The sequence below is a fragment of the Allobosea sp. LC85 genome (genome assembly GCF_000735605.1).
GTDB lineage: Bacteria > Pseudomonadota > Alphaproteobacteria > Rhizobiales > Beijerinckiaceae > Allobosea.
This window is the reverse complement of sequence record NZ_JPKG01000061.1, coordinates 159099-177969: the sequence shown is the minus strand read 5'-3', so window position 1 is coordinate 177969 and position 18871 is coordinate 159099. Positions and strand designations below refer to the sequence as shown.

At 65.9% G+C, this 18871-nt stretch carries 20 protein-coding genes; 12 read left to right on the top strand and 8 right to left on the bottom strand.

The annotated features are described in order from the left end of the window. Positions 1-15: 15 nt before the first annotated feature. Together FG93_RS29030 and FG93_RS29025 are read right to left on the bottom strand one after the other, a co-directional pair. The gene (locus FG93_RS29030) at positions 16-1521 is read right to left on the bottom strand and encodes a TolC family protein (RefSeq protein WP_043241924.1); all 1506 of its coding nucleotides are present in this window, start codon (positions 1519-1521) and stop codon (positions 16-18) included. Next, the gene (locus FG93_RS29025) at positions 1518-1733 is read right to left on the bottom strand and encodes a hypothetical protein (protein WP_052514342.1); all 216 of its coding nucleotides are present in this window, start codon (positions 1731-1733) and stop codon (positions 1518-1520) included. Before FG93_RS29025 ends, FG93_RS29030 begins: the two co-directional genes overlap by 4 nt. A gap of 171 nt (positions 1734-1904) precedes the next feature. Here FG93_RS29025 and FG93_RS29020 point away from each other — a divergent pair, with 171 nt between their 5' ends. Genes FG93_RS29020 through FG93_RS29010 form a run of 3 tightly spaced genes read left to right on the top strand, consistent with a single transcriptional unit; the run spans position 1905 to position 4581 of the window. Then, entirely contained in the window at positions 1905-2669 is a 765-nt protein-coding gene (locus FG93_RS29020) for a response regulator (RefSeq protein ID WP_052514341.1), read from the top strand. Beyond that, the gene (locus FG93_RS29015; protein ID WP_081881982.1) at positions 2666-4132 is read left to right on the top strand and encodes an ATP-binding protein; all 1467 of its coding nucleotides are present in this window, start codon (positions 2666-2668) and stop codon (positions 4130-4132) included. Before FG93_RS29020 ends, FG93_RS29015 begins: the two co-directional genes overlap by 4 nt. A 20-nt stretch (positions 4133-4152) precedes the next feature. Further along, positions 4153-4581 carry a DUF411 domain-containing protein gene (locus tag FG93_RS29010; RefSeq protein WP_081881991.1) on the top strand — a complete coding sequence of 143 codons (429 nt, stop codon included), beginning with the start codon at positions 4153-4155 and terminating at the stop codon, positions 4579-4581. 1 nt (position 4582) lies between these two features. On the opposite strand, the gene FG93_RS29005 is transcribed toward FG93_RS29010, so the two are convergent. Beyond that, entirely contained in the window at positions 4583-5953 is a 1371-nt protein-coding gene (locus tag FG93_RS29005) for an ATP-binding protein (RefSeq protein ID WP_052514339.1), read from the bottom strand. Positions 5954-5963: 10 nt separating this feature from the next. After that, positions 5964-6629, bottom strand: a complete 666-nt coding sequence (locus FG93_RS29000) for a response regulator transcription factor (protein ID WP_043242038.1) — start codon at positions 6627-6629, stop codon at positions 5964-5966. 173 nt (positions 6630-6802) lie between these two features. On the opposite strand from FG93_RS29000, the gene FG93_RS28995 reads away from it, so the two are divergent. The 7 genes from FG93_RS28995 (at position 6803) to FG93_RS28965 (ending at position 11795) form a co-directional block, all read left to right on the top strand. Further along, on the top strand, positions 6803-7420 hold the full coding sequence (locus FG93_RS28995) for a DsbA family protein (RefSeq protein WP_043241921.1): 618 nt from the start codon (positions 6803-6805) through the stop codon (positions 7418-7420). Between the two features lie 50 nt (positions 7421-7470). Continuing rightward, entirely contained in the window at positions 7471-8112 is a 642-nt protein-coding gene (locus FG93_RS28990; RefSeq protein ID WP_043242036.1) for a L,D-transpeptidase, read from the top strand. A gap of 80 nt (positions 8113-8192) precedes the next feature. Continuing rightward, positions 8193-9491, top strand: a complete 1299-nt coding sequence (gene blh, locus FG93_RS28985) for a bifunctional sulfur transferase/dioxygenase Blh (protein ID WP_043242033.1) — start codon at positions 8193-8195, stop codon at positions 9489-9491. A gap of 32 nt (positions 9492-9523) precedes the next feature. Then, positions 9524-9820, top strand: coding sequence for a sulfite-sensing transcriptional repressor BigR (gene bigR / locus FG93_RS28980; RefSeq protein ID WP_052514351.1), 297 nt, complete (start codon positions 9524-9526; stop codon positions 9818-9820). Further along, the gene (locus FG93_RS28975; RefSeq protein ID WP_043241919.1) at positions 9817-10221 is read left to right on the top strand and encodes a YeeE/YedE family protein; all 405 of its coding nucleotides are present in this window, start codon (positions 9817-9819) and stop codon (positions 10219-10221) included. The genes bigR and FG93_RS28975 overlap by 4 nt, the downstream gene beginning before the upstream one ends. Then, on the top strand, positions 10218-10661 hold the full coding sequence (locus tag FG93_RS28970; protein WP_043241917.1) for a YeeE/YedE family protein: 444 nt from the start codon (positions 10218-10220) through the stop codon (positions 10659-10661). Before FG93_RS28975 ends, FG93_RS28970 begins: the two co-directional genes overlap by 4 nt. 339 nt (positions 10662-11000) lie before the next feature. Next, on the top strand, positions 11001-11795 hold the full coding sequence (locus FG93_RS28965) for a thioredoxin family protein (RefSeq protein WP_052514337.1): 795 nt from the start codon (positions 11001-11003) through the stop codon (positions 11793-11795). Positions 11796-11949: 154 nt separating this feature from the next. Here FG93_RS28965 and FG93_RS28960 read toward each other — a convergent pair whose 3' ends face one another. Beyond that, positions 11950-13332: a S10 family peptidase gene (locus FG93_RS28960; protein ID WP_244448765.1), complete on the bottom strand. Its 1383-nt coding sequence runs from the start codon at positions 13330-13332 to the stop codon at positions 11950-11952. A gap of 472 nt (positions 13333-13804) precedes the next feature. Here FG93_RS28960 and FG93_RS28955 point away from each other — a divergent pair, with 472 nt between their 5' ends. Together FG93_RS28955 and FG93_RS32135 are read left to right on the top strand one after the other, a co-directional pair. After that, positions 13805-14785: a L,D-transpeptidase gene (locus FG93_RS28955; protein WP_043241912.1), complete on the top strand. Its 981-nt coding sequence runs from the start codon at positions 13805-13807 to the stop codon at positions 14783-14785. A gap of 214 nt (positions 14786-14999) precedes the next feature. Further along, on the top strand, positions 15000-15578 hold the full coding sequence (locus tag FG93_RS32135) for an extensin family protein (RefSeq protein ID WP_161783907.1): 579 nt from the start codon (positions 15000-15002) through the stop codon (positions 15576-15578). Between the two features lie 88 nt (positions 15579-15666). Here the strand turns inward: FG93_RS32135 and FG93_RS28945 are convergent, their stop codons facing one another. The 3 genes from FG93_RS28945 to FG93_RS28935 form a co-directional block, all read right to left on the bottom strand. Further along, on the bottom strand, positions 15667-16947 hold the full coding sequence (locus FG93_RS28945) for a DUF763 domain-containing protein (RefSeq protein ID WP_043241910.1): 1281 nt from the start codon (positions 16945-16947) through the stop codon (positions 15667-15669). Positions 16948-17092: 145 nt separating this feature from the next. Next, a complete protein-coding gene (locus FG93_RS28940; protein WP_043241908.1) occupies positions 17093-18013 on the bottom strand; it encodes a serine hydrolase in 921 nt (306 codons plus the stop codon). Between the two features lie 40 nt (positions 18014-18053). Continuing rightward, a complete protein-coding gene (locus FG93_RS28935) occupies positions 18054-18869 on the bottom strand; it encodes an ABC transporter permease (protein WP_043241906.1) in 816 nt (271 codons plus the stop codon). Positions 18870-18871 lie beyond the last annotated feature (2 nt).

Sequence of the window (18871 nt, the reverse complement as noted above, 5' to 3'; positions counted from 1 at the left end):
GTGCCGTTCCCTGCTCTAGTGACCCGCGCCGCCGCCGTCGCCGCCGGAGGCCGCAGCAACCGCAGCTCCACCACCGCCGCTGCCGCCGCCAATCACCACGTGCTTCAGGTCGGTATGGGCGATCCAGAAGTCACGCCGGGCATTGATCGCCGCAACATTGGAGAGAATGCGGCCGCGCGCATCGGTGAGGAGCTGCGTCACGTCGATCAGCATGCCGCTATACTGCAGCAAAGATTCGTCCTGGATGATCTTGCGCAGCGGCAGGACGTTGTTCTGGTATTGCCGGGCGATATCGTAGGTGGCGCGATAGCTGGTATAGGCTTCGCGCGCCTCGGAGCGGATATTGACCGCCTTTTCGGCCAACCTGTTCGCCGCCAGCATATAGCTCTGCTCGGCCTGGGCGACGCGCGACTGGCCGAAGTCGAAGAGCGGGATCTCGATTTCGAGTTCGAGCGTACGGCTCCGGCTCGTCTCGCGCTCGACATCGCCATCCGGCAGGACACGTCGGCCGCGGTCATAGGTGCGCCGGCCGAGCAGATCGACGTCGTTGACGAAGCGGGTTGCGTTGGTGAGGCCAAGCGACTTCGCGAGCGCGTCTAGATCGCCGCGGGCGATCTGCAGATCGATCCGCTTGCGCAGGGCCTCGGCTTCGATGGCCCTGGCACTCTGGATTTGCGGAAGGGGCGCAAGATTGGCAGGGATCTGGAACTTCAGCTCATCGCCCCACAGGCCAAGCAGCCGCACGAGGCGTTCGCGCTCCTGGCGCTGCTGCAGCCGCGCCTGGGCGAGCTGGGCGCCGAGCTCGGCGTCGAAGGCGAATTCACGGGCCTGGTCGAGCTTGTTGATGCCGCCGGACTCGCCAAGCCGCTTGATCAGCTCCGAGGCTGCGTCGGTCGAGCTCTTGGCCTGTTCGAAGAAGCCGACCTGCGCATTGGCGGCGACCGCGCGGTAGTACTGCCGGCGCGTATCGGCCGCGAGCCTCAGCACCTCCTCCGCCGTGCGCAGCTGCGCTGTCTGGAATTTTTCGCGGGCGATCGCCGCGCGGGCCGGCAAGGTGGCAAGCGCCAAGAGGCTGCCGGCGACCTGGCGCTCGATCTCGACCTCGAAGCGCCCGGAAAGCTTCGAGATGCCAAAGGACGGGTTCGGCGGCAGGCTGGCTGCAACCATCTGCGCCTCGGCGATGCCGAGTTCATTGAAGGCCGCCTGCAGGCCACGATTGCTGAGCAGCGCGATCTGCACCGCAGTGTCGGCTGTGAGCGGCTTCCTCAGCAACTGGTCGACGCGAGCCTTGGCGCTGAGCGCCGCCTCGGCGTCATTGATCTTGACCACGTCCTTCTTCAGCTCGCTGAAGGCGAGATTCTGCGCCGGGCCGACGCCGCCATCGGCGGAGAAGGTCGCGCAACCGCCAAGGAGCGCGGCCATGCCGGTGACAAGGGCGAGGCGGGAAATCGACGAGAAAGGCGTGATCGACCGGAAAGGGATGGACGCAGGCTTGGCCACAGTGATGGGTCCTTCGGTCATGGCTGCGGCCCGACCCGACGATTGAGCTCACGCCAGTCCTTCGGCTCGGTCGGGCGCAGCGCGGTGCTGCCGGCGGTGACGCTCTGATAGGCAGGGGCAGGGACCTTCACGCTCGGATCGGCGGGACGTGCGAGATAGTCAGGCAAGGGTTTGCCGACGCAGGCGCCGAGCCCGATCGCAAGGGTTGCGAGGAGGAGTGGTCTTGCAATCATTGCGATTCGGCGTCTCCAGCGGCGTGGTGATGTCTGACTAGCAACGATGCTCCGGCCGCGTCCGTTACAAATTGTTGCGAAGCGATCCGCGCATTTGGCGTCGGCAGGCGTTATCTTGCCCCTCGAGCCGCGTACCGATCACTCCTGGCCCGTCCAGTTGGAAGTCCGAAGTTGAACCCATTCCCTGCAAGCGTTCAGGCCGAGGATCACGGCCATGTGCTGGTGGTCGATGACGACCCGCAGATCCGCCTGCTCGTCGCGCGTTTCCTGCAGCGACACAGCTATCAGGTCAGCGGAGCTGCCGATGGTGATGTGATGTTCGACATCCTCAAACGCAGCGAGATCGACCTCGTCATTCTCGACCTGATGCTTCCGGGCCGTTCGGGGATCGAACTCTGCCGCGATATCCGCGAGATCTCGCCGGTTCCGATCGTGATGCTGACGGCCCGCAGCGAGGAGAGCGACCGCATACAGGGGCTCGAGGTCGGCGCCGATGATTATGTGACCAAGCCGTTCAGTCCGCGTGAGTTGCTGGCGCGGGTTCGGGCCGTCCTCCGGCGCACGCGCATCCGGCGTGGCCAGCCGAGTGATCGCGCGAGCGAGCAGATCGGCTTCGATGGCTGGACGATGGATCTGCGTCGCCGCGAATTGCTGTCGCCGTCGGGAACGCTGGTCGATCTTTCGACCGGCGAGTTCGACCTGCTGCTTGCCTTTGCCGAACACGCCAACAGGGTTCTCTCGCGCGAGGCGCTGATGCAGTTTGCCAAGACGCGCAGCAGTGACGACCCGTTCGACAGGACGATCGATGTCCAGATCAGCCGCCTGCGCCGCAAGCTCGAGGCGGATACGAATGGCAGCCAGCTGATCAAGACCATCCGCGGCTCGGGCTATATGTTCACGCCGACCGTGCAGGCGCGCGAGGGTGAACCGGCATGAGCAGGTCCTTCCGTCCGCGTTGGCCCGACACCGTGGCGGGCCGCGCCATCCTGATCCTTGTTGCGGCGCTGCTGGCTTTCCATTTCGCCGGCTACTGGGCCTATCGCGTCAGTGTCGACAGCATGGCCAATGTGCAGCGCGACAAGGCCCTGGCGGAGCGCATCGTCACGATCAAGCGCGCGATTGCCGGCAACGTCCAAGATGCCGAGCGCGATCGTGTCGCCCATGATCTGTCGAGCGCGAGCCTTGAGGTGCATTGGAGCAAGGTGAGCCTCGTCCTCGGCACCGCGCCGAGAACCGAACGCACGCAGGCGATGGCCGTAAGGCTGAAGGAACTCGCGCCTGAGCTGGCATCTGAATCGTTTCGCCTGGGCTATGCCGATGGTGGGGCGCCAGGTACCGGAGAGGGAGGTACCGGAGAGGGAGATGCCGGAGAGGGAGATGCCGATCGCCATATGATGCTGGTCTCGGTCAGGCTGGACGACGGCTCCTGGGTCAATTTCTCCTCGACGGCGCTCGGAGCCACGCAGCATGCCGACTGGAACGTGCTGGCGATCATGATCTGCTTCGGCGTGGCGATCATCGTCATCGGCGTGCTGCTGCTGCGCTGGGCGACGCGGCCGCTGCGCGACCTTGCGCTGGCGGCCGAACGCTTCAGCCTCGACCAGGCCCCGACACCGCTCAGCGAGGCTGGCCCCGCGGAGGTGCGCCGGGCGGCGCGCGCCTTCAATACCATGGGCGAGCGCATCCAGCGCCTCGTTGCCGAGCGCATGCAGGCACTGGCGGCGGTCTCGCATGACCTGCGCACGCCGATCACGCGTCTGCGGCTGCGCTCGGAGCTGATGGAGGACGAGGCGACGCGCGACCTGGTCGATGCCGACCTCTCCGAAATGGAGGCGATGATCGATTCGACGCTCGAGTTCCTGCGCGGCGGCGTCTCCAGCGAGGCGATCCGCCCACTCGACATCGTCTCGGTGATTGAAACCATCGTCGACGACCATATCGATCAGGGGCGAATGATCACGCTCGGCGGAATCGGTCATGGCCGCGTCCTCGGTCGGCTGCTCGCCCTGAAGCGGGCCTTCTGGAACGTGATCGGCAACGCGGTGAAATACGGCGATCAGGTCTCGATCGCCATTTCGGAGACACCGGCCGGCCTGAGCTTCGTCATCGAGGATGACGGGCCGGGCATTCCCGAACACGAGGTCGAGCGTGCTTTCCAGCCATTCGTCCGGCTCGAGGAATCGCGCAGCCGGGAAACCGGCGGTACCGGCCTCGGCCTGACGATCGCGCGTGCCGTCATCCATGCCCATGGCGGCGAGATCTTGATCGCCAACCGGGCGGAGGGGGGGCTCCGGGTCACGGTGACGCTGCCGACGCTCGCCGCCAACGAACAGCAATTCGCGGATGCGCTGGCAGCGGGACGTTTTCCCTTACCGGCTGCGAGCCCGGCGCGCTCATGAATTTCTATCCGGAGAGAACGATGAAAACCCTTACTACCGCGCTGAGCCTCGCGCTCTTCGCCACACCGGCGGCGGCCCAGTCCATCCAGGTCCATCTGAGCCCGAGCTGCAGCTGCTGCAAGTCCTGGGTCAGGCATCTCGAACAGGCCGGATTCTCGCCCAAGATCATCGAAAGCAAGGACATGGCGGCGAGCAAGCGCATGATCGGCGTGCCCGACAAGGTCCAGTCCTGCCACACCGCGATCATCGAGGGGTATTTCATCGAGGGCCATGTGCCGGCCCCGGACATCCGCAAGCTGCTGCAGGACAAGCCGGCGGCAATCGGTCTGGCGGTGCCCGACATGCCCGTCGGATCCCCGGGCATGGAGGTCGAGGGCGTGGCGCCGGACCGGTATGAGACGCTTCTGGTCGGGGCAGATGGCGAGGCGACGGTCTTCGCGAAGCACTGATCTAACCTGCTGGGTTTGCACCGGCTTTTCCGAAAACCGGTGAAGCGTCGTTCCAGAAGAGCGCTGCCTGCAATCCCGGTCCGTCGGTGCGATTGCTCAGCACGAGCAGAGCTCCGACGCGCCTGGCGGCGATGTCGACGATGGTCAGGCCGAGCCCTGTGCCTGTCGGGCTCTTGTGGCGACCGCGGTAGAAGCGTTGCGTGACGAGGCCGAGTTCTTCCTGCGGGATACCGGGGCCTTGGTCCAACACCGCGACGCCGCGACCGTCGGCCGTCGGACGCCAGGACACGACGCCCCCACCGGGCATATGCTGAACGGCGTTCTCGTGCAGGTTGCGCAGTGCCAGGGCAAGGCTCTCGCGGTCGCCCGGCACGTCCAAGGCTGCGAGCCCAGGGTCGAGTTCGACGCTGATGCCGGCCGCCGGAACCGCGCCGTCGATGATCTCGGCGAGCAGTCCGCTGATCCGGACACGGCCCGTGGCCGGAGCCTGCTGTTCCGTCTCGAGTTTTGCGAGCGTCAGCAACTGCCGAACAAGGCGGGCCGTGCGGTCCACCGAGATCAGGATCTGGCGCAGCGCGCCCTCCCTGATCGATGCGTCGGTTGTGGCCAGGGCGATCTGCGCCTGCGTCTTCAAGCCGGCCAACGGGGTTCGCAATTCATGGGCAGCGAAGGCCGTGATCTCGCGCTCGTGGCGGCGGGCGGCCGCGACCTTGTCGAACAGGCCGTTCAGCGCCTCCGCGAGCGGCCGGACTTCGATCGGTGCTTCAGCCGCCGCCAGAGGACGCATGTCCTCGGCATCACGAGACTTGAGCTCCGCAGCCATGCTCGCGAGCGGGCGCAAACCCCGGCCCAGGCTGAACCAGATCAGCAGGCCGAGCAGCGGGGCGATCAGCAGTGCGGGAGCCAGAAGCCCGGCGATCAGGTCGTTGACCAGCCTATGGCGCAAGCCGATGCGATCGCCGACCATGACGCGGATGCCCTTCTGCGCATCCTCGACCGCGTAGACCCGCCAGCGCTCGCCATCGACCGTTCGATCGGAGAAGCCGGCAGCCTGATCGGTCAACTGGGAGCCCGGTGCGCCGCTGGAACGGGCAACCAGCCGGCCGTCGAGCGACCAGATCTGGCAGGATAGCTGGCGCTCATAGAATGCCGGCTCGACCGTCGCGCCCGGCAGCCCGGCGATGGCGGTCTCCGGCATCCGGCCGGCGTCGACCAGCGAATGCACCATCTTCGCCGCTTCCTGCAGGCGGGTGTCGAGCACGTGTTCCAGCTTGGATCTGCTGTCGAGATAGATCCAGGCGACCGCGCTGAGCCAGATCAGCCCGGTGGCGGCAATGAGGATGACGAAGAGGCGCTTGCGCAGGGAGGTCATGGCCCAGGCCTCATTTCGGCACCTGTTTCATCCGGTAGCCGAGGCCGCGCACGGTCTCGATCGCGTCGCGGCCGATCTTGGCACGCAGGTTGTGGATATGGACCTCGACGGCGTTGCTCTCGATATCCTCCTGCCAGCCATAGAGCCGGTCTTCGATCTCGCCCTTCGAGCGGACCGCACCAGGACGCTCCATCAGCGCCGACAGCACCGCGAATTCCCGCCGGGAGAGCGTGACGGGCGTGCCGGCGACGCTGGCGGCGAGCGTTGCGGGGTCGAGCATGATCGCGCCCGCAGCCATGACCGGTGCGGCCCGGCCGGAGCTTCGGCGCGCCACGGAGCGCACCCTGGCCGCCAGCTCGTCGAGATCGAAGGGCTTGCCGAGATAGTCGTCAGCGCCGGCATCGAGGCCGCGGATTCGGTCCGCGACCTCGTCGAGCGCCGTCAGGAGGAGCACGGGTGTGCGGTCGGACTTGCCCCGCATCTCCTTCAGCACGTCGAGCCCGGACCCATCCGGCAACATCAGGTCGAGCACCACGGCGTCAAAACGGGAGGTCGAGAGCGCGGCCAGCGCCTCGGCGCAGGTCTCGACGCGGTCCACCGTCGCACCGGCAAGCCCGAGCCCGACCTTCAGCCCGTCCGACAGAACAGGATCATCCTCCACGACGAGGATACGCATTTCGGTTCTCTCCATTGGCCACGCCTCCCTCGATGGCGCGGCTTAAGGCTGGCTTAAGGTGGGTTTCCGACCTGGGGCACCCTTGCGCAGCGCATGGCCATGCCGTCCGGCGTGTCGTGTGGCGCTCGACCTCATTCGTCCATCCGGACCCGGAAGCCTGAGCGGAACCCAGCATGAATCGCAGAGACCTCATTCGTATTGCGGCCGCACTGGCCGCTGCGCCCTTCGTCTCGCCCATGGCGATGGCCCAGACCATCGATGTCGAGGGTATCCTCAATGATCCCGAAGCGCCGGCTGGCGGGAACCTGAAGGGCGATGTCACGATCGTCGCCTTCCTCGATTACAACTGCCCCTACTGCAAGAAATCCGCCCCCGACCTCGCGCGCGTCGTCAGGGAGGATGGCGAGATCCGCCTTGTCTACAAGGAATGGCCGATCCTGGGCGAGTCTTCTGTCCTTGCTTCGCAGATCGCGCTCGGTGCCGGCTATCAAGGGCGCTACGAGGCCGTTCACAAGGCCCTGATGGGGCTTCCCGGCCGGCTGAGCTCGAAGGACACGATCCTAGCGGCGGTCAAGGGCGCGGGCGTCGACATGAACCGCCTGCAGGCCGATCTCGATGCGAATGCAGAGAAGATCACGGCACAGCTGCGGCGCAATCTGGCGCAAGCGGATTCGCTGGGCCTGCAGGGCACGCCAACCTATCTGGTCGGGCCGTTCCGAACCTCGACGCTCGACTACAAGGGGTTCAAGCAGGTCGTGGCCGATGCACGCGGAAAGCAGGCCGCGCGATGAGGCTGCAGACTCGCTCCGCGATGCTGCCATCTCGCCGCAAGGCGGTCAGGATGGTCCTCACCGTCTTTGGCTTTCCGTTTCTGGCTGCCGCCTGCACGACGACCTCACCGCCGCCGCCGCAGATCGCGAATGCCACCCCGGCGGTCGACCCGCTGGCGGCAGAACGCTATGCGGCGCTAGGCAATGAACGCTTCTCCGTTCCGGCTGTTTCGCTCGAGGATCTGAAGCCGCGCTATATGCGCCAGCTCGTCGATTACCCGACTCGTGAGCAGCCCGGAACGATCGTCGTCGATCCCGACGCGCGCTTCCTCTATCTCGTGCAGGAGGGCGGCAAGGCGCTGCGCTATGGCGTCGGCGTCGGCAAGGAGGGGCTTGAATTCACCGGGTCGGCGCGCGTCGAGCGCAAGGCGCAATGGCCGCGCTGGACGCCGACGCCGGACATGATCCGGCGAGAGCCCGGCCGCTATGCGAAATGGGCCGGCGGCATGGCAGGCGGTGCACATAATCCGCTCGGCGCCCGGGCGCTCTATCTGTTCAAGAACGGCAAGGATACCCTCTACCGCATCCACGGCACCAACGAGCCCTGGACGATCGGCGAGGCGGTCTCGTCCGGCTGCATTCGGATGATGAATCAGGACGTGATTGACCTGTATAGTCGTGTCGCCGGCGGCTCCAGGGTGGTGGTGCTCTGACCGCACGGCGCGTCTCTTGCGGGCCTTCAATATACATTATATGATATTGTATATTGAAGGCCCGCGAAAGGAACGCCGCCATGCCGACCGTCAGGATCAGCGACAGGCTCACCATCGGTGGCCAGCCTTCGCTTGCCCAGTTTGCGCAATTCGCCGGCGATGGCTTCGCGACAGTCGTCAACAACCGGCCCGATGGTGAGGAGGCCGGGCAGCCGGGCACCGAGGCCGAGGCCTCCGCTGCGGCTGAAGCCGGGATTGGCTATGCGCATATTCCGGTCACCGGCGCGACCATCACCGAGGCCGATGTGCGGGCATTCCAGACGGCGCTCGCATCGGCGCCCGGCCCGGTCTTCGCTCATTGTAAATCAGGAACTCGCGCGTTGACGCTGCACGCGCTGGGCGAGGTTCTCGACGGCCGCCTCGAGGCGGCGGATGTCCGGGCATTCGGGGAGCGCCTCGGCTTCGACCTCAAGGGTGCACAGGCCTGGCTCGCGGCGCGAGCGGTGCCTGCCCGGCCCGAGGTCAAAGGCTTCTACGAGCCGCGCAGCGGCAGCATCCAGTATGTCGTCTCCGATCCGGCGACGAAGAGCTGTGCGATCATCGACCCGGTGCTCGACTATGACGAGAAATCCGGGTCGACCAGCACGGCGAGCGCCGATGCGATCCTGTCGCATGTCGCGGAGCAGGGGCTGACAGTTGCGTGGATTCTCGACACCCATCCGCATGCCGACCATTTCTCAGCCGCGCATTATCTGAAGCAGAAGACCGGGGCGCCGACTGGTATCGGTGCGCCTGTGGTCGAAGTGCAGAAGCTCTGGAAGAACCTCTACAACTGGCCGGCGCTGCCGACGGATGGCTCGCAATGGGACCGGCTGTTCGCCGATGGCGACCGCTTCAAGCTCGGTTCGATCGATGCCCATGTCCTATTCTCGCCCGGCCATACGCTGGCCTCGATCACCTATGTGATCGGCGATGCCGCCTTTATCCATGACACGCTCTTCATGCCGGATTCCGGCAGCGCCCGGACCGACTTCCCCGGCGGCAGCGCCAAAGCGCTCTGGGCCTCGATCCAGGGCATTCTGGCCATGCCCGACGAGACACGGCTCTTCACCGGCCACGACTATCGGCCGGATGGGCGCGAGCCGCGCTGGGAGAGCACGGTCGCAGAGCAGAAGCGAGCGAATCCGCATGTCGCCGGGATGGACGAGGCGGGCTATGTCGCGCTGCGCGAGGCCCGCGACAAGACCTTGCCGATGCCCAAGCTGATCCTGCACGCGCTGCAGGTGAATATTCGGGGCGGGCGCCTGCCGGAGCCGGAAGATAATGGCCGGCGCTATCTCAGGATCCCGCTCGATGCGCTGGAAGGTGCGGTCTGGTGAACCTGGCGAGCGAGGCTGCGAAGCCAGTCGACATGGCGGCCCGTGCGGACGAGGTCGCGGGACTGCTCAAGACGATGGCCCATCCGGTACGGCTGATGCTCGCCTGCATGCTTGCCGAGGGAGAATATGCGGTCGGCGAGCTCGAAAGCCGGCTCGATATCCACCAGCCGACGCTCTCGCAACAACTCACGGTGCTGCGGGAGGCGGGAATCGTCGAGACGCGGCGGGAGGGCAAGCAGATCTTCTATCGCCTGACGGCGGACAAGGCGGCGCAACTGATCGAAGCACTCTACGGCATCTTCTGCGAGCCGGAGGCCCTGCGATCATGAGTTACTGGCCCTCGCTTTTCGGCGGCATGCTGATCGGACTCTCTGCGGCGCTGCTGCTGCTTCTCAACGGTCGCATCGCCGGCATCAGCGGCATCATTGGCCGGCTGGCGCAGGGCGCGCAGGTGCCAGCCAACGCCGCCTTCGTGATCGGGCTCGTGGCCGGCCCGGTGCTGTTCGCCATCGCCTTCGGCCGCTGGCCGCAGGTTACGATCGTCGCCTCCTTGCCCGTCATCTTGATCGCCGGGCTGCTGGTCGGCTTCGGCACGCGGATGGGCTCGGGCTGCACCTCGGGCCACGGCATCCTCGGGCTTGCGCGATTTTCCCGCCGTTCGATTGCCGCGACCGTCACCTTCCTGGTGGCCGGAATCGCTGCGGCCACGCTCATGAGGCTCGTCGGATGACACAGCCCTTGCCACGCCTGCTCGTTGCGCTTGTCGCCGGCGCCATGTTCGGCTTCGGCCTTGCGTGGTCGGGCATGCTCGATCCGGCCCGCGTCATTGGATTCCTCGATATCGGGAGCGGTCATTGGGACCCGAGCCTCGCCTTCGTGCTCGGCGGCGCTCTTGTCGTTGCGCTCGGCGCGATGGCGCTGGTGCGGCGGATGCAGCGGCCTGTCCTCGACGACCGTTTCCATATCCCGTCTCCTGAGCAGGTCGATCGGCGGCTCATTCTCGGTTCCGCCCTGTTCGGGCTCGGCTGGGGCATGGCCGGCTTCTGCCCGGGGCCGGCGGTCGCCGCCCTTTCCATGGGGTTCCTGCCGGTCGTGCTGTTCGTCGCAGCCATGTTGGCCGGCATGACGATTCATGACCGCTTCGCCGCCGTCAGGGCCGCTCGCCGTTAATTCGATCCGTGTCCGGCCGGATCGGAGCCCTCCACGCACGTTGGGCTTCATGGCGACCAGGAGTTTGGCTTGACGCCCAAACGACGTCCGAGCGGTCGGACCCGATCGGCGAGCCCTGCGAGGGGCAAGGGGAGATCGGAGAAGGCGCTCCGCTTCGAGCACAGGCCCCGTGCCTGCGATCAACGCCTCCATCCGAATATCGCCACGTTTGTTACTCCCGCCATTCGATTTGCGGTGCCAAACTCTCTCACGATCAATGGCGGGCGATGAGCGGCAAATGGACCCGCGCCGCATCCTGAAGGTGCGGGAGATCGCCCTTACCGGGAGGTTTCCAAGGCCATGACACAATCAGCCGAGAACGGACGGAAGGGCGGACAACCTGCCATGCACACACCACCGGTCGTGTCGCCGCAGGCATGGGAGGAGGCCCGTAAACAACTGCTCGTGAAAGAAAAAGCCCAGACCCACGCCCGCGACGCGCTGGCCGCCGAGCGCCGGCGCATGCCGTGGATGGCCGTGGCGACGGCGTATGCGTTCGAGGGGCCCGCGGGCAAGGCCAGCCTGCTCGACCTGTTCGGCGGTCGGCGCCAACTGATCGTCTATCGAGCGTTCTTCGAGCCGGGCGTTTTTGGCTGGCCCGACCACGCCTGCCGCGGCTGCTCCATGGTGGCCGACCAGGTCGCCCATCTCGCCCACCTGAACGCCCGCGACACCACCCTCGTCTTCGCCTCGCGTGCGCCGCAGGCGGACATCGCACGGCTGAAGGCGCGGATGGGCTGGGAGATGCCGTGGTTCACCCTCACGGACAGCTTCGACGCCGACTTCGGCGTGGATGAGTGGCACGGCACGAACGTGTTCTACCGCGACGGCGACCGGGTGTTCCGCACCTATTTCATCAACAACCGCGGCGACGAGCAGATGGGGAACACCTGGAACTATCTCGACATCACGCCGCTGGGTCGGCAGGAGGTCTGGGAGGACTCGCCCGAGGGCTATCCTCAGACGCCAACCTATAAGTGGTGGAACTGGCACGACAGCTACGTCGCCGATGCAGCGCCCGACAAGAAGTGGGTGGAGGTGTCGGACGCGGGAGAGGCCGCTTTCCGGGACAAAAACGCGGGCACGACGCCGTGAGCCACGCGCCGTTTCCGGGCTTTGCCGGCAGAAATGCGCGCTTGCAGAGCTGCCATTCAGCGCCCTTACGGCTGAATCGGTCCATCCTGGACGTTGCGGCGCGCTCACCCGTTCAGGGCGGGGGCGACGCTTCAGCGCGAGGCCGCGGTAGCGCTCACAATCCCTGTCGGGCCTCGATCATGGTGCGGACCGCCTCGCGCAAATTCGCGCGCGAGGCGTCTCGCGAATAGAACATGTGCCCGCCGGGAAAGACCTGTAGCTTCACCCGCGCAGGATCGCCGAAGGCCGGCAGTTGATCGAGGAGAAGCTTGGTCTCGAAATACGGTGTGACGAGATCGGTGAACCCGTGTGCGACGATGACCGCGAGGCGTGGGTCGAGCGCGAGCACATTGCGGAGCTCGCGCATGGTTTCGCGGTCGCCGCGACCCTGGCCGTAGCTCCAGCGTCGGTTGACCTCTTCGTTCAACAGGAAATAGCGCCCTTCGGGCCGCCAATTCAGTTCACCCGCATAATGACTGAGCATCGCGCTCGTCAGGGGGGCGGTGATCGCGCTCAGGACGGCGTCCGGTGCCCTGCCGCGTGCGGCTTCGGGATCGGGATCGAGGGCAGAGACAGTTCCGTCATAGGGACTGCCGACCAGGCCCTTGCTGCGGTCCAGCTCGCGCAGAAAGGTGCCAGCATCGACCTTGCCGCCCATGCGTTCCACCAGAGACCGGTCGAGCCCCGTCAGCGTTGCAACCCGGTCAGCCAGTCGTTTGGTCGCGTCGCGGTCGCGCGGGCCCTTCAGGATATCGGCGAGATAGTCGCCGGCAGCATAGTTTTCGGCCTCTGCCAGCGTCTGGCGCGAGAGCCTGCCTTCGCGCTCCAGCTTCACCGCGGCCATCGCCGGGAGTGAAACCACCCAGCGAAGCGGCGAACTGCCGGCGTCGCGCTGGTAGGTGAAGTCGAGCACCGGGGAGAGCATCACGATGCCGGAGACGCCGACACCGTCGCCGGTCTGCAATTCGCTGGCGATCTTGGGTGCGCGGAACCCGCCATAGCTCTCACCGACGAGGAATTTCGGCGAAGCAAGGCGGTCGTTCAGGCGCAGCCAGTTGGCAATGATGCGTGAGAGCGACTTGTAGTCTCCCTCGACCGACCAGAGCAGCCCGCGCGCGTCATCGTTGCCGGAGGCGAAGCGGCTGAAACCCGTGCCCACCGGGTCGATGAAGACGAGATCGGTGAAGTCGAGCCAGGTGTCGGCATTGTCGACGACCAGGGGCGGCATGGACGGTGCGTCGCCCTGTCGGCCGAAGGGCAGCCGTTTCGGACCCATCAGGCCGAGATTGAGATAAGCCGAGGCGGCACCCGGCCCACCATTGAAGGCAAACGTGACGGCGCGCGTCGAAATGGAAGCGCCAAGGTCGCGGTCGAGCACATAGGCGACATAGGCGATGTCGGCGAGCCTGCGCCCGGACTGGTCACTGACCGGCAACGACCCGGCTGTCGCCGTATAGCGCAGCGTGCGACCGGGCAGGATCAATTCGTGGCGCGTCACGGAGGGTTGCGGCAGGGCCACGCCCTGGCCGGTCGCAGGGCGAGACTCCTGCCTATTTGCCTGCGCGTCCCCTGGGCCCTGATCCCGTTGCGCTGGCGCAGTCTCCTGCGCACGCGCTTGCTCCAGGACAGCCAGAGGAGCCAAAACGGACAGCCCGGCAAGGGCAAGTGCTGCAAGCGCGCGATATCTCATGACAGGTCCCAATGACGGACCCCACGAACTTAAGCTGATCCAACGCGGAACTTGCCAAACATCGCATCACGAAGCCGTTAGGTTCCCGGGCTGGAGCCGCGTCCTCCGTGCGTCCTACGCGATGCCGGCGGACGTCGGATGGCCGGCGGGTTGCCAACCATGCCGGCAACCCGAATGGCGGCTTGGTCATGCCGACGAGCCGACCCGGCGCCTGAGGAGGACTTGGGAACATGTCGCCGTTTCGGCCGTATAGAGTGTGACCTCATCGGAGCCCATATCGATGAAGTTCACCGATCTGCGCGCAATGGCCTCTGTGGTGCTCGTGCTCAGTGCGACTCCCGCCTCGGCCCTCACAGCCGATCAGATCAACACGGCGACGTTCGCTGGGGCAACCCGCCAGGCAGCGAACGGGCCCGATCCCTTCATCGTGAAGGCGCAGGCCCTGCTCAGCCGGCGCAGCATCTCACCGGGCGTGATCGATGGCGTCGATGGCGAGAACTACCGCAAGGCCATCGCGCAGTTCCGGCGCCAGGAAAAACTCGGCGAAGGCGATGAGCTGGACGAGGTCGCGTGGCTCGGTCTCGGTGGCGATACCGTTCAGGATGTCGTGGTCGAATACAAGCTGTCCGACAAGGACATGGAATACGACTTCGCCGACGCCATTCCCCGCGATTACGCCAAGCAGGCCAGGATGAAGCGGCTCGCCTATACCAGCCCGCAGGAGATGCTCGGCGAACGCTTTCACATGAGCGAACGGCTATTGCTGGCGCTTAACCCCGGGCAGCGCTTCGCCGGTGCCGGCCGCGGAATTTACGTCGTTTCTGCCGAACGTTCGCTCCAGAAGGGAGCCGCCAAACGGGTCGATGTCGTGAAGAGTACGGGGATGGTCGTCGTCCATGGCGATGGTGACACCATCCTTGCCAGCTATCCGGCAACGATCGGAAGCACCGACACCCCCTCACTGACCGGGCAGTACAAGGTCAAGCGCATCGCGAGGAACCCGAGATACACCTACGATCCCGAGAAGAACTTCCAGCAGGGCAAGAATGATGAAACCCTCGTCCTTCCGCCCGGGCCCAATGGCCCGGTTGGAACCATCTGGATCGCACTGTCGGAGCCGACATACGGCATTCACGGGACGCCGGAACCCGCGCAGGTCAGCAAGACGACGTCGCATGGCTGTGTGCGGTTGACGAACTGGGACGCGGAGGAGCTTGCCGACCTCGTGCGCCCGGGTGTGCCGGTGCGTTTCCTGGATTAAGGCGGTGTCAGGTCGCCAGAGACGGCGAGGCCTCGCCTGGATCGCGCTAGCCCTTTCTCTGTTCATGCTCGGCTTCGGAGCGCTGGCGCGTGACCGTCAGGCAAAAGTGCCAGGCGTGTCGCAATCGGATCCAGCACGCGTGCTTGCGCCGCTGCCTCCGCCGCGGCCGAGCCGATTGCCCCCACAAGCTGACTCCACTGCAGACAGGAATTCGTTGGAACAGCGTGGCCCGGCGGTTCCATCGACCTGTATCAGGGTCTTCGAGGAGAGCGGGGGTGTCGTATTGTCCTCGCAGAACGGCGCAAGCACAGGGGAATGCGCGATCGAGGACCCGGTGACGTTCCAGCGATTGACCATGCCCGACGGTTCCAGGATCGAGCTGGACAGCGCGATCGCCGTGCGGTGCTCTCTTGCGCTGGAGGTTCTCGCCTGGGTCCGTGACGATCTCGCTGCGCTGGCAACGCGGGAGAACGCCCGGCTTGCGAAGCTGACGGGGGTCGGCGGATATGCCTGCCGGTCACGAAACCGCGATACAGGCGCGCCGATCAGTGAGCATGCGAGCGGCAACGCTCTCGATGTCGGCGGGTTGCTGATGCAGGATGGCCGCACCGTGGCATTCGCGGGTCAGGAGCCTGCGTCCCGCTCAATGCGCGACGCCGTGCAAAAGAGCGCCTGCCAACGCTTCGCCACCGTGCTCGGCCCGGGAGCCGACAGTTCCCACAAGGACCATCTCCATCTCGACATGCGCCAGCGCTCGCGCGGGTTTCGCATTTGCCAGTGGACGGTCGAATGACGAGCAGTCCGGTTCTCCGCCCCAGCAGCATGCCAGACGCCCATCGGCGGAAATGCCGATGGCAACGCGCTGGCGCCATGGCTGAAGGTCAAGCCGGGTTCGCCTTCGCGGGCGGCGCGGGTGGCGCTTCACCGTCCGGCTGCTCCCAGCCGAAGACACTCCGGCCACCATACTCGGCGGAGCGCAGTCTCTCCTCCGTGACATACTCGTCCAGCGTCGGACCGGAGACGACGCGCTCCAGGCGCCGGCTTTCCCGGTCCAGCCTGGCGATGGCCGCGAGCTTGTCGTCCTGACCGAGCGTTGCCCGATCGATGGCGGATCTCAGCACCGCGATCGTCTGGTCGTAGACCTTGGTGGGCACGGCGAAGGGCTGCCTGTCCTTGCCGCCATGGGCGAGGGAGAAGCGCGCAGGATCGGCAAACCGGCACGGCGCGCCATGGATCACTTCCGCCACGATCGCAAGCGAACGGACCGTGCGGGCGCCAACACCGGGCACGAGCAGCAATTCCGAGAAATCGGCAGGCGCCCTGTCTGCGGCTGCGGCGAGCGCGCCATGGAGCCGTCGCGCGATGACGTCCTTGGGTCTGACCTCGTGATGAGCCGGCATGACAAGATGAGGCAGAGCAAGCTGGGCCGGGGGCAAGATCGGCGGCGCTCGGTCGCGCTCCAGCGCCGCAAATTCCCGTACGATCCCCGACGGTCCGATGTCGCGCAGCAGGTCGATCTGGCCGTTGCGGGAGAGGGCCGCGCGCCTGTCGGTCAGGTTGATGATGTTGCCTTGGCTCTTGCCGTCGATGGCGGCATGTGGCGCCTCGACGAAACTGCCCAGCCCTTCAGACTGCCAGTGATAGCGCCGGGCGAGGCCGCCATCGCCATTCATGCCCTGCTGCACCACGACCCAATGGCCTTCATCCGTGACGAAGAAGCCATGAAGATAAAGGTCGAAGCCGTCCTGCACGGCCGCGCTGTCGACCTTGGCGACGAGCCGGCTCGCGGTGGCGAGCGCCTGTCCGTCGAACCCGACCCTCGCTCCAATCCGTTCGAGCTCGGCCGGTGTCTGGCGCGAATGGCTTCCCCGCCCGCCACAGACATGCAGGCCCAGTTCGCGAGACAGCGGGGTCAGTCCACGCTTGAGCGCGCCGATCACGCTGGTGGTGATGCCCGACGAGTGCCAGTCCATTCCCATCACCGCCCCGAAGGATTGGAACCAGAACGGATGCGCCAACCGCCGCAGCAACTCGTCGCGGCCATAGTGATGGATGATCGCCTCGCAGATGACGGCGCCCAGCTGCGTCATGCGCCGGCCGAGCCAGGCGGGCACGCGGCCGTGATGGAGGGGAAGGTCGGCGCTGCCGGATCGCCGGGCCATGGCGAAGTCTCGCGAACGAAAAGGGAACGCTTGATATAGCCCGGCCGATCTCGGTCTTCTACAGAAATTGAGCCTCGCCGAGGGGCCTCGCCTTCGCTCCCTTGCGTTCGACCGCCGGTCGTCGGCGTGCACGGCAAGATTCCGATCAGATCCTGGCTAGCTCGGTCGCAACCAGTTGACCAATGCCCGGCAGGAAGCAGTCATCCTCTGCGATGGCTTCGCCCTGGGTGAAGACGGTCAGGATGAAGTCCTCTCCGCCGGGCAGGATGGCGCGCATCGTGTCGTGCCGACGAAATTCGGCGCGTGCATCGCCCAGCCAGCGGGTCCGTCCGGCTTTCGACCAGATCTGCGAACCTTCCGGCAGGCCACCGCCGAGATATCCGAGCAGCTGATAGGCGCCGCGGCCCCGGTCGGGGCTCTCCTGGTCGCGAATGAGGTGGTCGCGCACCAATTTCAGGCGAGCCTCGGGCAACAGCGAGGATCCATAGAAGATCTCGGACATCAGGCGCGCCATCGCGATCGGCGTCAGGCGGTTATGGCCGATGGGAGAGAGGTCGAGCCCGATCTTCTCGCGGCCGTAGCGCAGATCATCCATCAGCTTCTGGTCGAGATTAATGCCGGCCAACTCGGGCCAGTCCAATCCCGCGAAGAAGCGGTTGATGGCCTGGCGGCGCTCGCGCCAGTCGCCCAATGCCCCCCCCTGCAGCAGCGTGTCGCCGGTTGTGCCGGTGAGCAGGTCGATGATGTAGTTCGTTGCTGAATTGGATGACCAGAGGATCATGTCGCGCATCGCGCGGTCGAGTTCCTCATGCTCGGTCAGCCGTTCCTCGGTGAGGGCCGCCTGCGCCGCGACGAGGTGGAAGACCTTGACCAGCGAGCATGGATAGCTCGGCCATTCGGCATGGCGGGCTGCTCCAAGCGGGCGCTCGCCGCCAGGCTGCGGGCGCAGCAGGACATAGGCGAACTGGTCCAACGGGACACCACGGGCGGAGTAGATCGTAGATGCATGGGCCTCGATGGCGCGGCCGATCCGCTGCAGGTCTGTATCGTCGCGAAAGAAGCTCATGATGTCCTCATGGCGCAGGCATCGGCCGTGCGGGGAAAGGTCAGCCCTTCGGGCGCAAGGCGGTGTCGAGCCCCTCGCCGATCAGGGCGAAGGTCACACCGGTATAGATGATGGCGAGGCCCGGGCAGGTCGCGATCCACCAGGCGTCGAACAGGAACTCGCGGCCATCCGAGATCATCAGCCCCCATTCCGGCGTTGGCGGTTGGATACCGAGGCCGAGGAAGCTGAGCGAAGTCACGGCCAGGATGGTCAGGACGACATCCGCCATCGCATAGACGATCGCCGGGGTCACGGCATTGGGCAGGACATGCCTGGCAACGATGTGCCGGTCGGAACCGCCAAAGCTGCGCGCCGCCTGCACGAATTCGAGTTCGCGCAGCACCAGCAGCTCGCCACGGACAATGCGGGCAAACGAGATCCAGTTCACCAGCAGGAAGGCGAGATAGAGGTTGAATTCCCCGGGGCCGAGCACGCCGACGATGGCGATCACCAGGACATGGAAAGGGAAGGCCCAGAAGATATCGGTGATGCGCATGATCACGGTATCGACGCGGCCACCGATATAGCCCGAGAGCGCGCCAATCGCCGCGCCCAACATGGCCGGCGCCGCGACGCAGATCAGCGCCACCCTCAGATCGACGAGACCGCCCGCCATCACCCGCGAGGCGACATCGCGCCCGAGATCGTCCGTGCCGAACCAGTGCCTGAGGGAAGGCGGCTGCAGCGTGTTGCCGTAGTCGATGCGGAAGGGATCATGCGGTGTCCAGAGCTGCCCCAGCCCGACGAACAGGCTCAGCAGGGCAAGCATCACGAGGCCGATCAGCAGCGTCGGATTGAGGCGGCGCAGTCGCGTCATGG